Genomic DNA, 14,027 nt, shown 5'->3' on the forward strand with positions numbered 1-14,027 from the left:
GTATATGAGCTGCGCTTGCTGCAACCGCGCGCCGATACTTCGGTAAAAAACAAACTTCAAAGGCAAGGCTTCGGCCTTGCCTTTTGTTTTTGGTGCTTCTTCCGGCTCTCCACTTCGGCGTTCGGCCATGACTCGAGCGCCGCGGCTCGCTCGGCCCCTCCGCGCCTCAGAGATCCAGCACTGCCCAGAGATACCAGACGCCGGCGAAGATGATCGCGGCGATCACGGTCGTCGCCAGCGCTTTTTTCGCGAGCAGCGGCGCCTGCGGAGCGCCCGGATCCGTGCCGTCGCTGACCGGCCCGGCCTCGGCCTGGCTGTGCACGCCGAATGGCAGCACGGCGAACAGAACCGTCCACCAGATCACGAAATAGACCGCAAGCCCCGCCGTCAAACTCATGGCCTTGCTCCCCGGCTGTCGTCATTCGCGAGCGCGATGCAGGAAAAGGCCACGCGGGCCTCCGTCGGAACGCCGAAGCGAGCCGTATGCCGGGCCGGCAGCCCGCCCGGGAAATGCCTGACATATTCGGCGTTGCAGGCGGCATAGTCGGCGGGATCGGTGATCAGCATGGTGACCTGGACGACCCGGTCGAGCCCGCTGCCGGCCTCTTCCAGGATACGGCTGACATAGGCGAGCGCCTCGCGCACCTGCTGGGCCGGCGTCTCGCCGCGGACGACGCCGCGAGCCGGGTCATGCGGCGCCGACTGGCCGGAGACGAAGACAAGGCCGCCAGCCCGAGTCGCCAGGCTGAAGGGACGTGGCGAGCCGGCTTCCGGCTGGCCGAAGAACGTGATCGGCGAATCGTTCATGGCTCAGGCCTGCTCGAGCTCGACCAGCGTGCCGCAGAAGTCCTTGGGGTGCAGGAAGAGCACCGGCTTGCCATGGGCGCCGATACGCGGCTCGCCCGAGCCCAGAACCCGGGCGCCCTGCGCCTTGAGGCGCTCGCGGGCCGCCAGGATGTCGTCGACCTCGTAGCAGATGTGATGGATGCCGCCATCGGCGTTGCGCTCGAGGAACTTCGCGATCGGCGAATCCGCGCCGAGCGGCTCGAGCAGTTCGATCTTGGTGTTGGGCAGCTCGACGAAGACGACGGTGACACCATGCTCCGGCTGCGGCAGCGGCTGCGAAACCCGTGCGCCGAGCGTATCACGGTAGAGCGCCGTCGAGGCCGCGAGGTCCTTCACGGCGATGGCGACGTGGTTGAGGCGTCCGATCATGCTGGTCTCCGCGGCCGAAGGGGGAAGCTGGCGCCCGGAGGCGATCGCCGCCCGCGCGTCGCCGGGTTCTATCACTCGCGCGCGGGCGCCCGCTACTCGTCAGACCTCGATCACCAGGGCGTTGACCAGCGGCTTCTTGCCCCACTCCTCGTTGACGGCCGCGCGGACGCCGCGCTCGAGCGCGCTGCGCACCGCCTCAGGATCGCGGCGCTTCGCCTTCGGCAGGCCCTCGATCAGGTCCTCGACCGCATCGGCGACGATGTCGTCGAAGGGCGTGCCGTCCTTGGCGAGCAGCGGCAGGCCGAGCAGCGCGATTTCAGGATCGCCGGCGAGCTCGCCCTTCTCGTCGAGCGCGACGGCGACCGAAACGATGCCGGCGAAGGAGAGCTTGCGGCGCTCCGCGACGGTGCGCTCCTGCGCTCCGACCAGCAGCATGCCGTCCTGATAGAGCCGGCCATGGCGGACCTCGGTGAGCTTGCGCGCGCCTTCGGCCGAGATGCCGATCACGTCGCCATTGCCGGCCCGCAGCACATGCCTGACGCCGACACCACGGGCAAAGGTCGCGTGTTCGGAAAGATGCAGATCCTCGCCATGGGCCGGAATCGCGATCTGCGGCTTCAGCCAGCCATAGAGCCGCGCCATCTCCTCGCGCCGCGGATGGCCGGAGACATGCACGAGATGGGTGCGGTCGGTGATGATCTCGATATTGTCGCGGGCGAGCGCGTTCAGGATGTTGCCGACCGCCTTCTCATTGCCGGGAATGGTGCGGGACGAGAAGATCACGCGGTCACCCGCGCCGAGCGTGATCTCGGGATGATCGTCGGAGGCAATCCGCGAGAGGGCGGCGCGCGGCTCGCCCTGGCTACCGGTCAGCAGCGCCACGACCTTGTCGCGCGGCAGGTAGCCATAGGTGTCGACCGAACGGAAGGCCGGGATGCCTTCGAGATAGCCGCATTCACGGGCGACATCGATCACCCGCTCCATGGCGCGGCCGACGACGACGACCTCGCGCTGGTCCGCCATCGCCGCCTCGGCGACAGCGCGCAGGCGCGCGACATTCGAGGCGAAGGTGGTGACCGCGACGCGGTTCGGCGCTGAATGCACGAGTTCCTTCAGCTTGGCGGCGACATCGGCCTCGCTCGGGCTGATGCCGTCGCGCATGACATTGGTCGAATCGCAGATCAAAGCGAGCACGCCCTCCTCGCCGAGCGCGCGCAGCCGCGCCTCGTCGGTCGGCAGGCCGACCTGCGGCGTCGGATCGATCTTCCAGTCGCCGGTGTGGACGACGAGGCCGGCCGACGTGCGAATGGCCAGAGCGTTCGATTCGGGGATCGAATGCGCGACCGGGACGAACTCGATGTCGAACGGGCCGAGCGCGATGCGACTGCCCTGCGCCACGACATGAATCGGGACCTTGGGCGCTCCGGGCTCGGAGAGCCTGCGGGTCGCGAGCAGGCCCGCGGCGAAACGCGTGCAGTAGACCGGCGCGCGCAGCGCCGGCCACAAGGCCGCGAGCGCGCCGATATGGTCCTCATGGGCGTGGGTGATGACGATCCCCAGCAGGTTCGCCTTGTCCTCGATGATATAGGTCAGATCGGGCAGGACGATATCGACGCCGGGCACTTCGGGGCCGGCGAAGGACAGGCCGCAATCGACCAGGATCCACTTGCGCCGCCCCTCCGGCCCGAAGCCGTAGAGCGCGGCGTTCATGCCGATCTCGCCGAGGCCTCCGAGCGGGATGAAGACGAGCTGGTCACTGGAGCGGGTCACGGGCAATCCTGACGCATATCAAGGGGCAAGGACCTCCGACCGGCAGACCGGGCGGAGTGAAAGGAAACGCCGGCCCGGCACAGGCGGTAAACCCTGCGATGGCTCCGGGCCGGTGCGGCTTCGCCGCTTGTCCGGAATGACGGGCTGGACATCCTTCGAAACGAACCCCGCTCTAGCATGCCCCCGCCCCTGCCTCCATAGCGCCGGGTGCAAAGGATGGTAGGGCCGATCGTCATCCCCGGCCTTCGGCCGCCGCAGCGCCGAAATAGAGGTCGCCGGCATCGATGACCCGCGGTCCCCCGGCTGTCTCCAGTTCGAGGCGGCCGGCCGGATCGAGACCGCGGAAACGACCGGAAACCGGTCCGTCCGGCAGGCGCAAGGTGACGGTCTCGCCGAGAAAGGCGGCGCGCTCCAGCCAGGCGGCGCGCGTCGGCCCGAACCCTCCGGGCAGGGACCAGGCCGAGAAGCGCCTATGCCAGGCTTCTGAGAGCGCGGCGAGCAGGCGCTCGACGCTCGCATCGCTCGCATGTGCCGCAAGATGGGTCGCCGCGTAGGGGGTATCGGGGGGCGAAGAGGCGAGGTTGACGCCGATCCCGATGATCACGCTGAAGCGCCCTGCCCGGCTCTCGCCCTCCAGCAGCAATCCGGCTGCCTTGGCCCGGTCGATCAGGAGATCGTTCGGCCATTTCAAGGCGAGGCGCGGGGCGTCGAGCCCGGTCACCGCCGCAGCGGCATCATACAAGGCGAGCCCGGCGACGAAGCCGAGCTGCGGCGCCAGGGCAACCTCGCAAGGCGCCACGAGCAGCAGGCTGGCGTAGAGATTGCCGGGCGGCGAGCCCCATTGCCGGCCATGCCGGCCGCGGCCGGCCTTCTGGCTGCGTGCCACGATCCAGAGCTTGCCGGGATCGCCCTGGGCGAGAACCGCGCGGGCCTCCTCCATGGTGGAGGAAACCTCGTCGCGCACGATCAGCCGATAACCGGCGCCGCGGGCAGCCTCACTCAGCATGCCGCCCTCACAGGCCGCCATGCTCGGGCCAGGCCCGAGCAGCTCTGAAACCGGCTACCCATCCTGAAATTCCCGGGTCTGCGCTTCGCTTCGCCCGGGAATGACGAAGAGGCATCAGAACAGCGACTTCGCAGCCGCCGCAGCCGAGTTGAACAGCGGCGCCGGCAGGAAGGAAAGCGCCAGCACGAACAGGGTCGAAACCAGAAGCACGCCGCGCACGCTCAGATCGCCCTTGTCGAAGGCAGGCTTGGCGTCGTCGAAATAGATCACCTTGACGATGCGCAGATAGTAATAGGCGCCGACGACGCTGGTGACCACGCCGATGACGGCGAGCACGTAGAGCTTGGCTTCGATGGCGGCGAGGAAGACGTACCACTTCGCCCAGAAGCCGGCGAGCGGCGGAATGCCGGCGAGCGAGAACATCATCATCGAGAAGGCGAAGGCCACCCACGGATTGGTGCGCGAAAGGCCGGCGAGCTCGTCGATATTCTCGACCGGCTTGCCGTCGCGGCGCATCATCAGGATGCAGGCGAAGGCGCCGAGGGTCGTGGCGAGATAGATCGCCATATAGGTCATCACGCCCTGGACGCCGGCAACCGTGCCGGCGGCGAGCCCGACCAGCGCATAGCCCATATTGGCGATCGAGGAATAGGCCATCAGGCGCTTGATGTTGCGCTGGCCGATCGCGGCGAAGGCACCGAGCGCCATCGAGGCGATCGAGATGAAGATGATGATCTGCTGCCAGTCATGCAGCGCACCGGGGAAGGCGCCGACGAAGATGCGGATCGTCATCGCCATCGCGGCGATCTTGGGCGCCGAGGCGAAGAAGGCGGCGACCGGGGTCGGCGCGCCCTCATAGACGTCCGGCGTCCACATATGGAAGGGCACAGCCGAGATCTTGAAGGCGACGCCCGCGGCGATGAAGACGATGCCGAAGATCAGCCCGATGCCGGGATGGCCGCCCTGCACCGCAGCGGCGATGCCGGCATAGCTCACCGTGCCGGTGAAGCCGTAGACCAGCGAGGCGCCATAGAGCAGCATGCCGGAGGAGAGCGCGCCGAGGACGAAATACTTCAGGCCCGCCTCTGTCGAACGCTCGTTCTCACGGTTGAAGGCGGCGACGACATAGAGCGCGAGCGACTGCAGCTCGAGACCGACATAGAGGCCGATCAGGTCGTTGGCCGAGATCATCATCATCATGCCGATGGTCGCCAGCACGATGAGGATCGGGAACTCGAAGCGCATCGCGCCGTCGCGGCGCAGGAAATCGGCCGAAAGCAGCACGGCGGCGCCGGCGCCGGCCAGGGTCAGCACCTTCATGAAGCGGGCGAAGCCGTCGACGACGAAGGCGCCGTTGAAGGTCACCGCCTTGCCGTCGCCGCGCAAGACCAGCACGAGCACAAGGGCGAGCAGAGCGAGCGTCGCGACTTCGAGCGTGCGCGTCGAGCGCTCGCCCTGGATGGCGCCGTAGAGCACCATGACGATGGCGCCGATCGCGAGGACGATTTCCGGCAACGCAGGGCCGAGAGCGGGCAAGGTCATCTCGATCAACCTTATTGTACGACCAGCATGGCCGTCTTGGCGGCGGCGATTGCGGCTTGATAGTTCTTGATCAGGGCTTCGGTCGGCGCGGCGAAGGCGTCGAGGATCGTACCGGGCGCGATGCCGTACCAGATCGTCAGCAGGACGAGCGGAACGAAGATCGCGATCTCGCGGCCGTTCAGATCCGTGATGTCCTTCAGCTCGGGCTTGACCAGCTCGCCGAACACGACCCGGCGATAGAGCCAGAGCGCATAGGCGGCCGAGAAGATCACGCCGGTGGTCGCGAAGAACGCCACCCAGGGATTGGCCTTGAAGGCGCCCATCAGCGTCAGGAACTCGCCGACGAAGCCGGCCGTGCCGGGCAGGCCGACATTGGCCATGGTGAAGATCATGAACACCACCGCGTACATCGGCATGCGGTTCACCAGCCCGCCATAGGCCGCGATCTCGCGGGTGTGCATGCGGTCATAGATCACGCCGACGCAGAGGAAGAGCGCGCCCGAGACCAGCCCGTGGCTGACCATCTGGAACATCGCGCCCTGGATGCCCTGCGGCGTCAGGGTGAACAGGCCCATCGTCACGAAGCCCATATGGGCGACCGAGGAATAGGCGATCAGCTTCTTGATGTCCTCCTGCATCAGCGCCACCAGCGAGGTGTAGACGATGGCGATGACGGAGAGCGCGAAGACCAGCGGCGCGAACATCGCCGAGGCATCCGGGAACATCGGGATCGAGAAGCGGATGAAGCCGTAGCCACCCATCTTCAGGAGGATCGCCGCCAGGATGACCGAACCCGCCGTCGGCGCCTCGACGTGCGCGTCGGGAAGCCAGGTGTGGACCGGCCACATCGGCATCTTCACCGCGAAGGAGGCGAAGAAGGCAAGCCAGAGCCAGGGCTGCATCGAGACCGGGAAATGATGCTTGAGCAGCGTCGGAATGTCGGTCGTACCGGCGTTCCAGTACATCGCCATGATGGCGAGCAGCATCAGCACCGAGCCGAGCAGCGTGTAGAGGAAGAACTTGTACGAGGCATAGACCCGGCGCTTGCCGCCCCAGATGCCGATGATCAGGAACATCGGGATCAGGCCGGCCTCGAAGAGCAGGTAGAACAGCACGAGGTCGAGCGCGACGAAGACGCCGATCATCAGCGTCTCGAGGATCAGGAACGCGACCATATACTCGCGCACCCGCTTCTCGACCGAGGTCCAGGACGCCAGGATGCAGAACGGCATCAGGAAGGCGGTCAGGACCACGAAGGGGAAGGAGAAGCCGTCGACGCCGAGCTTGAACTTGATCACGTCCGAGACCCAGGCATGGGTCTCGACCATCTGGAAGCCCGGATTGGCGGAGTCGAACTGGCCCCAGGCGACGAGCGCCAGCACGAAGGTCGCGACCGTCGTGATCAGCGCGGCATAGCGCGCATTCGAGCTGACCGAGGCCTCGTCGCCGCGCTGCGCCAGGATGAAGGCGGCGCCGACCAGCGGCAGGACCAGAAGCCCGGTGAGGATACCGAAACCGAACATCATCTCACCCGCGCAGGAGATACCAGGTCACCAGCCCGGCGACGCCGATCAGCATGGTGAAGGCATAGTGATAGAGATAGCCGGTCTGAAGCCGGACGACGCGATTGGTGACGTCGACCACCCGGGCCGAGATGCCATCCGGGCCCATGCCATCGATGACGAGGCCATCGCCCTTCTTCCAGAGGAACTTCCCGAGCCACATCGACGGCTTCACGAACAGGAAGTCGTAGATCTCGTCGAAATACCACTTGTTGAGCAGGAAGCGGTAGAGCGCGGGGTTGGCGGCCGCCAGCTTGCGCGGCACGTCCGGCCGCAGCACGTACATGTAGAGCGCCAGCAGGAAGCCGATCAGCATCGCGAAGAAGGGCGACCAGACCACCCATTTCGGCACTTCGTGCATGGCGTGCAGGATGTGATTGTCCTTGCCGGTGAAGATCGCGCCCTTCCAGAAGGCGTCATAGGCGTCGCCGATGAAGGCGCCCTTGAAGGCGAAGCCGGCGGCGATCGCGCCGATCGAGAGCAAAGCGAGCGGGATCAGCATCGAGAGCGGGCTCTCATGCGGGGTATGGGCATGGTCGCCATGGCCGTGATCGCCGTGGCCATGGGCATGATCGTCATGCTTGCCGTCAGCGGCATGCGCGTGATCGTCGTGGCCATGCCCGTCATGACCGTGGCCGGCCCAGCGCGGCTTGCCCTCGAAGGTCATGAAGTAGAGGCGCCAGGAGTAGAACGAGGTCATCAGGGCGGCGACGACCAGCAGGACGAAGGCATAGGAGCTGGCGAAGCCGCCATGGCCGACCGAGGCGTAAGCGCTCTCGATGATCGCGTCCTTGGAGAAGTAACCGGCGAAGTAGGGGAAGCCGGTGAGCGCCAGCGTACCGATCGTCATCGCCGCCGCGGTCAGCGGGATGTGCTTCCGCAGGCCGCCCATGAAGCGCATGTCCTGCTCATGATGCATCGCGTGGATGACCGAGCCGGCGCCCAAGAACAGCAGCGCCTTGAAGAAGGCGTGGGTGAAGAGGTGGAAGATGCCGGCCGAATAGGCGCCGACGCCGAGCGCGACGAACATGTAGCCGAGCTGCGAGCAGGTCGAATAGGCGATGACGCGCTTGATGTCGTTCTGGACGAGACCGACGGTCGCGGCGAAGAAGGCGGTCGTCGCACCGATCACGACGACGACGGTCAGCGCCACCGGGGCGTATTCGAAGATTGGCGACAGGCGCGCCACCATGAAGACGCCGGCGGTGACCATGGTCGCGGCATGGATCAGCGCCGAAACCGGGGTCGGGCCTTCCATCGCATCCGGCAGCCAAGTGTGCAGCAGGAACTGCGCCGACTTGCCCATCGCGCCCATAAAGAGCAGCAGGCAGGTCAGGGTCAGGGCGTTCCACTCATAGCCGAGGAAGCGGAAGGTCTGCGAGGTCAGTTCGCCCGCCTTCGGGAAGATGGCGTCGAAGGTCACGGCGCCGAACAGCACGAAGACCAGGAAGATGCCGAGCAGGAAGCCGAAATCGCCGACGCGGTTGACGATGAAGGCCTTCATCGCCGCGGCGTTCGCGGAGGGCTTCTGGTACCAGAAGCCGATCAGCAGATAGGAGGCGAGGCCGACGCCTTCCCAGCCGAAGAACATCTGCACGAGGTTGTCGGCCGTCACCAGCATCAGCATGGCGAAGGTGAAGAGCGAGAGATAGGCGAAGAAGCGCGGCCGGTGCGGATCCTCGTGCATGTAGCCGATCGAGTAGAGGTGCACGAGCGAGGAGACGGTGTTGACGACGACCAGCATCACCACGGTCAGCGTGTCGATGCGGAAGGCCCAGTCGACGCGCAGATCGGCCGAGGCGAGCCAGGTCGCGACCTGGACGCGCGTGGTGCCGGAGCCGAAGCCGACCTGGAAGAGCGCGACCCAGGAGAGCAGCGCCGCGACCAGCAGCAGGGCGGTGGTGACGATCTCCGAAGCGCGCGCGCCGATCAGCCGGCCGAAGAGGCCGGCGATCAGGAAGCCGATCAGAGGGAGGAAGACGATCGCGTGATACATGGCAGGATGCGGGCGCTGGTGGGCGCTCAGCCTTTCATCATGTTGATGTCTTCCACCGCGATCGTGCCGCGGTTGCGGAAGTAGACGACGAGAATGGCGAGGCCGATGGCGGCTTCGGCGGCGGCGACCGTCAGCACCAGCAGTGCGAAGATCTGGCCGACGATGTCGCCGAGGAAGCTCGAGAACGCCACGAAGTTGATGTTCACCGCGAGCAGGATGAGCTCGACCGACATCAGGATGACGATGACGTTCTTGCGGTTGATGAAGATGCCGAGCACGCCCAGCGTGAACAGGATCGCGCCAACCGCGAGATAGTGGCCAAGGCCGATCATTACGCGAGCTCCTCGGGAACGCCGGCGCGCGAGGGCACCTTCTTCACGTCCATCGCGGTCGCCTTGGTGCGGGCGTTCTGCGCGACGATGTTCTGGCGCTTGACGCCGGGCCGCTCCCGCAGGGTCAGCACGATGGCGCCGATCATGGCGACGAGCAGGACGAGCCCCGCCGCCTGGAAATAGTAGATGTACTGGGTGTAGAGCACCTGGCCGATGGCCTCGGTGTTGCTGACATTGCTCGGGATCGCGGCGACGGGGGCACGCACGATCTGTGGGTCGATGGCCCAGGTGCCGACGACGAGCAGCAGTTCGACGGCGAAGATCAGGCCGATCAGCGCGCCGATCGGCAGATATTGCAGGAAGCCCTGGCGGAACTCGGCGAAATCGACGTCGAGCATCATCACCACGAAGAGGAAGAGCACGGCGACGGCGCCGACATAGACGACGACCAGCAGCATCGCCAGGAACTCGGCGCCGAGCAGCAGGAACAGGCCTGCCGCGTTGACGAAGGCGAGGATCAGGAACAGCACCGAATGCACGGGATTGCGCGCCGCCACCACCATCAGCCCGGAGGCGATGGTGATCCCGGAGAACAGATAGAAGAAAGCCGCTGCGGCATTCATCTTCGCCAGCCTTTCCGCCCGTCGGGGCGGCCCTCGTTTTTCGTCGCGCGCCGGGCCCTGCTTGAGTCCCGGTGCAGTTTGGAGCGTCTATAGTCAGGCCTACCCGAAGCGACAACCGCGCGCCGGGCTTTCGTCCTCAGCGATAAGGGGCGTCCATCGCGATGTTGCGCGCGATCTCGCGCTCCCACCGCGCCCCGTTCGCGAGCAGCCGGTCCTTGTCGTAGAACAGCTCCTCGCGCGTCTCGGTCGCGAACTCGAAATTCGGCCCCTCGACGATGGCATCGACCGGGCAAGCCTCCTGGCAGAAACCGCAATAGATGCACTTGGTCATGTCGATGTCGTAACGCGTCGTGCGCCGCGTGCCGTCATTGCGGCGCGGGCCGGCCTCGATGGTGATGGCCTGGGCCGGGCAGATCGCCTCGCAGAGCTTGCAGGCGATGCAACGCTCCTCGCCGTTCGGATAGCGGCGCAGCGCGTGCTCGCCCCGGAAGCGCGGCGAGAGCTGCCCCTTCTCGAAGGGATAGTTCAGCGTCGCCTTGGGCTTGAAGAAATAGCGCATCGACAAAACGAACGCGCCGACAAACTCCTTGAGGAGCAGTCCCTTGGCGGCTTGCGCGACTGACATCGCCTCTCGTCCTCTTCATCCATTCAGCCGAACAAGGCCCGGCCGATCACATAACCCAAGACCGGCATGCCGCCGACCATCAGAACCAGCAGGATCGCCTGGAGCAGGCGGATGCGCCGCTCGTAGTCGTCATGCTCGGCCTGCGTCTTCGAAGGATTCGTCCGGCGCAATGCCGCCGTGACGGTACCCCCGATCAGCTTGTATTCGAGCCAGCCCAGGACGAAGCCGATCAGGGCTCCGAGCGGGCCGGCCCAGTTCTCCACTACCGCACCGGGCCCCAGCCGGTGATCTGCAGCACAGCCGCGACCACGACGACCGAAGCGAGCGACAGCGGCAGGAACACCTTCCAGCCCAGCCGCATCAGCTGGTCATAGCGGTAACGCGGCACGAAGGCCTTCACCATCGCGAACATGAAGAAGACCAGGCAGACCTTGAGCGCGAACCAGAACACGCCCGGCAGCCAGGTGAACGGCGCCACCGGGAACGGCGGCAGCCAGCCCCCGAGAAACAGGATCGTGGTCATCGAGCACATGGTCATGATCGCCACGTATTCGCCGAGCATGAACAGCAGATACGGGGTCGAGGCGTATTCGACCATGAAGCCGGCGACGAGTTCCGACTCCGCCTCGGGCAGGTCGAAGGGCGGCCGGTTCGTCTCGGCCAGCGCCGAGATGAAGAAGATCACGAACATCGGGAAGAGCGGCAACCAGTACCAGCCGAACATGCCGGCGCTGGAGTTCTGCGCCTCGACCACCGCCGAGAGGTTCAGCGAGCCGACGCAGAGCAGCACGGTGATGATCACGAAGCCGATCGAGACCTCGTAGGAGACCATCTGCGCCGCCGAGCGCAGCGCGCCCATGAACGGGTATTTCGAGTTCGAGGCCCAGCCGCCCATGATCACGCCGTAGATGCCGAGCGACGAGATCGCGAGGATGTAGAGCACGCCGACATTGATGTCGGCGATGGCCCAGCCCTCGGCGACCGGGATCACGGCCCAGGCGGCCAGGGCGAGCACGCAGGAGACCAGCGGCGCCAGCAGGAAGACGCCCTTATTGGCGCCGGCCGGGATGATCGGCTCCTTGAAGACGAACTTCAAAAGGTCCGCGAAGCTCTGGAACAGGCCGAAGGGCCCGACGACGTTCGGGCCGCGGCGCAGCTGCACCGCCGCCCAGATCTTGCGGTCGGCGAGCAGGATATAGGCGATGAAGACCAGCAGGCAGACCAGCAGCAGCAGGCTCTTGCCGGCGATGATCGCGAGGTCGAGGACGAGGTCCCAGTTCATCTTGAGGCTCACTCCGCCGCCTGCCGGAGCCGGCCGGAGGCCAGCGCCGAACATTCCGCCATCACGGCCGAAGCGCGCGCGATCGGGTTGGTCGAATAGAAATCATGCACCGCCGAGACGAAGCCCGCCTTCTCGGTCGCCCCGCCGATGCCGGCGAGCTGCGAGAGACCTGCGACATCGCCCGCCGCGACCGCGTCGACCGCCGCGAAGTGCGGGTGCGCGGCATAGAGGGCCTGGCGCAGCGCACCGAGCGAGTCGAAAGGCAGGGCCTTGCCCAGCGCCGCCGACTGCGCGCGCAGGATCGCCCAGTCTTCCTTGGCGTCGCCCGGCGGGAAGGTGGCGCGAGCCGCCATCTGCACCCGGCCTTCGGTGTTGACGTAAGTGCCGGACTTCTCGGTGTAGGTCGCGCCCGGCAGGATCACGTCGGCGCGGTGCGCGCCCTTGTCGCCATGGCTGCCCTGGTAGATCACGAAGGCGCCGGCCGGCACCTCGATCTCGTCCGCACCGAGCAGATAGAGCACGTCGAGCGCGCCCGCTGCGGTCATGCCGGCGACGTCCAAGCCACCCTCGCCCGGCACGAAGCCGAGGTCGAGAGCGCCGACGCGGGCGGCGGCGGTGTGCAGAACGCCGAAACCGTTCCAGCCTTCCTTGACCGCGCCCAGCACCTGCGCCGCCTTGGCGGCGAGCGAGAGCACGGCCGCGCCGTCGGCCCGGGAAAGAGCGCCCTGCCCGACCAGCACCAGCGGCCGCTCGCCGGCGGCTGGAGCGCGCTTGACGAGGTCGGCCAGCGTTTCGGGGCCGGCGCCGAGATGCTCATGCGCATAGGTCAGGTCGACCGGCTCGCCGATGACCGCGACCTTGAAGTCGCCGCGCAGCCAGCGCTTGCGGATGCGCGCATTGATGATCGCGGCTTCCTTGCGCGGGTTGGCGCCGATGATCAGCAGCGAGGTCGCGTCCTCGATCCCGGCAATGCCGCTGTTGAGGATGTAGCTGGCGCGCCCGAATGCCGGATCGAGCTTCGCGCCGTCCTGGCGGCAGTCGAGATTCTGCGAGCTGAGGCCCGAGATCAGGCTCTTGAGCGCGAACATCTCCTCGACTGCGGCAAGGTCACCCGCGATCGCGCCGATGCGCTCGGGCTTGGCCGCCTTGAGCTTGCTTGCGACCAGGGCCAATGCCTCGGTCCAGCTCGCCGGGCGTAGCGCACCGTTCTCGCGGATATAGGGCCGGTCGAGACGCTGGGTCTTCAGGCCGTCGGCGATGTGGCGGGTCTTGTCGGAGATCCACTCCTCGTTCACCGCCTCGTTGATGCGCGGCAGGACGCGCATCACCTCGCGGCCACGGGAATCGACCCGGATCGCCGAGCCGACCGCGTCCATCACGTCGACGGATTCGGTCTTGGTCAGCTCCCAGGGCCGGGCCTTGTTCTGGTAGGGCCGCGAGGTCAGCGCGCCGACCGGGCAGAGGTCGACGACGTTGCCCTGCAGCTCGGAGCTCATCGCCTGTTCGAGATAGGTGGTGATCTCCATGTCTTCGCCGCGACCGATCGCGCCGAGATCAGAGGCACCGGCGACTTCGGTGGTGAAGCGGACGCAGCGCGTGCACTGGATGCAGCGCGTCATCGCGGTCTTGACCAGCGGGCCGATATACTTGTCCTCGACGGCGCGCTTGTTCTCGACGAAACGCGAGGAGTCGACGCCATAGGCCATCGCCTGGTCCTGCAGGTCGCACTCGCCGCCCTGGTCGCAGATCGGGCAGTCCAGCGGGTGGTTGATGAGCAGGAACTCCATCACCCCTTCGCGCGCCTTCTTGACCATCGGCGACTTGGTCGAGACGACCGGCGGCTCGCCGTTCGGGCCGGGGCGCAGATCGCGCACGCCGATGGCGCAGGAGGCCTGCGGCTTCGGCGGCCCGCCCTTCACCTCGACCAGGCACATGCGGCAATTGCCGGCGATCGAGAGACGCTCATGGAAGCAGAAGCGCGGCACCTCGGCGCCCGCCGCCTCGCAGGCCTGGAGCACGGTGTACTCCGGGGGAACGTCGACCTCGATGCCGTCGATCAGAAGCTTGGTCATGG

General features: G+C 66.5%; 14 protein-coding genes. All 14 read right to left on the minus strand.

Annotated features, from left to right (window positions below):
• Positions 1–166: 166 nt before the first annotated feature.
• The 14 genes from ACWGRX_RS03170 to nuoG all read right to left on the minus strand — a co-directional run bounded on the left by ACWGRX_RS03170 (position 167) and on the right by nuoG (position 14,025).
• Positions 167–397 carry a DUF1467 family protein gene (locus ACWGRX_RS03170; RefSeq protein WP_291637328.1) on the minus strand — a complete coding sequence of 77 codons (231 nt, stop codon included), beginning with the start codon at positions 395–397 and terminating at the stop codon, positions 167–169.
• Positions 394–807: a RidA family protein gene (locus ACWGRX_RS03175; protein WP_291637326.1), complete on the minus strand. Its 414-nt coding sequence runs from the start codon at positions 805–807 to the stop codon at positions 394–396. Before ACWGRX_RS03175 ends, ACWGRX_RS03170 begins: the two co-directional genes overlap by 4 nt.
• 3 nt (positions 808–810) lie before the next feature.
• Entirely contained in the window at positions 811–1,215 is a 405-nt protein-coding gene (mce, locus tag ACWGRX_RS03180; RefSeq protein WP_291647158.1) for a methylmalonyl-CoA epimerase, read from the minus strand.
• 99 nt (positions 1,216–1,314) lie between these two features.
• Complete coding sequence (locus tag ACWGRX_RS03185) at positions 1,315–2,985, minus strand: ribonuclease J (protein ID WP_452116382.1); 1,671 nt, start codon at positions 2,983–2,985, stop codon at positions 1,315–1,317.
• Between the two features lie 232 nt (positions 2,986–3,217).
• The gene (locus ACWGRX_RS03190; protein WP_452116383.1) at positions 3,218–3,991 is read right to left on the minus strand and encodes a biotin--[acetyl-CoA-carboxylase] ligase; all 774 of its coding nucleotides are present in this window, start codon (positions 3,989–3,991) and stop codon (positions 3,218–3,220) included.
• Between the two features lie 114 nt (positions 3,992–4,105).
• Positions 4,106–5,533 carry an NADH-quinone oxidoreductase subunit NuoN gene (gene nuoN, locus ACWGRX_RS03195; protein ID WP_452116384.1) on the minus strand — a complete coding sequence of 476 codons (1,428 nt, stop codon included), beginning with the start codon at positions 5,531–5,533 and terminating at the stop codon, positions 4,106–4,108.
• Positions 5,534–5,544: 11 nt separating this feature from the next.
• A complete protein-coding gene (locus ACWGRX_RS03200) occupies positions 5,545–7,056 on the minus strand; it encodes an NADH-quinone oxidoreductase subunit M (RefSeq protein WP_291637318.1) in 1,512 nt (503 codons plus the stop codon).
• 4 nt (positions 7,057–7,060) lie between these two features.
• Positions 7,061–9,091 (minus strand): NADH-quinone oxidoreductase subunit L, encoded by a 2,031-nt coding sequence (gene nuoL / locus ACWGRX_RS03205; protein ID WP_452116385.1) that lies wholly within the window; start codon positions 9,089–9,091, stop codon positions 7,061–7,063.
• A gap of 26 nt (positions 9,092–9,117) precedes the next feature.
• Positions 9,118–9,423 carry an NADH-quinone oxidoreductase subunit NuoK gene (gene nuoK, locus ACWGRX_RS03210; RefSeq protein WP_066475432.1) on the minus strand — a complete coding sequence of 102 codons (306 nt, stop codon included), beginning with the start codon at positions 9,421–9,423 and terminating at the stop codon, positions 9,118–9,120.
• The gene (locus ACWGRX_RS03215; RefSeq protein WP_291639550.1) at positions 9,423–10,046 is read right to left on the minus strand and encodes an NADH-quinone oxidoreductase subunit J; all 624 of its coding nucleotides are present in this window, start codon (positions 10,044–10,046) and stop codon (positions 9,423–9,425) included. Before ACWGRX_RS03215 ends, nuoK begins: the two co-directional genes overlap by 1 nt.
• A 136-nt stretch (positions 10,047–10,182) precedes the next feature.
• Positions 10,183–10,671: an NADH-quinone oxidoreductase subunit NuoI gene (nuoI, locus tag ACWGRX_RS03220; RefSeq protein WP_291639552.1), complete on the minus strand. Its 489-nt coding sequence runs from the start codon at positions 10,669–10,671 to the stop codon at positions 10,183–10,185.
• A 23-nt stretch (positions 10,672–10,694) separates the two neighbouring features.
• Positions 10,695–10,934 carry a hypothetical protein gene (locus ACWGRX_RS03225; RefSeq protein WP_291639554.1) on the minus strand — a complete coding sequence of 80 codons (240 nt, stop codon included), beginning with the start codon at positions 10,932–10,934 and terminating at the stop codon, positions 10,695–10,697.
• Positions 10,934–11,953: an NADH-quinone oxidoreductase subunit NuoH gene (gene nuoH, locus ACWGRX_RS03230; protein WP_066475422.1), complete on the minus strand. Its 1,020-nt coding sequence runs from the start codon at positions 11,951–11,953 to the stop codon at positions 10,934–10,936. The genes ACWGRX_RS03225 and nuoH overlap by 1 nt, the downstream gene beginning before the upstream one ends.
• An 8-nt stretch (positions 11,954–11,961) precedes the next feature.
• Entirely contained in the window at positions 11,962–14,025 is a 2,064-nt protein-coding gene (gene nuoG / locus ACWGRX_RS03235) for an NADH-quinone oxidoreductase subunit NuoG (RefSeq protein WP_452116386.1), read from the minus strand.
• Positions 14,026–14,027 lie beyond the last annotated feature (2 nt).

The sequence above is a fragment of the Allobosea sp. NPDC055594 genome (assembly GCF_053618995.1).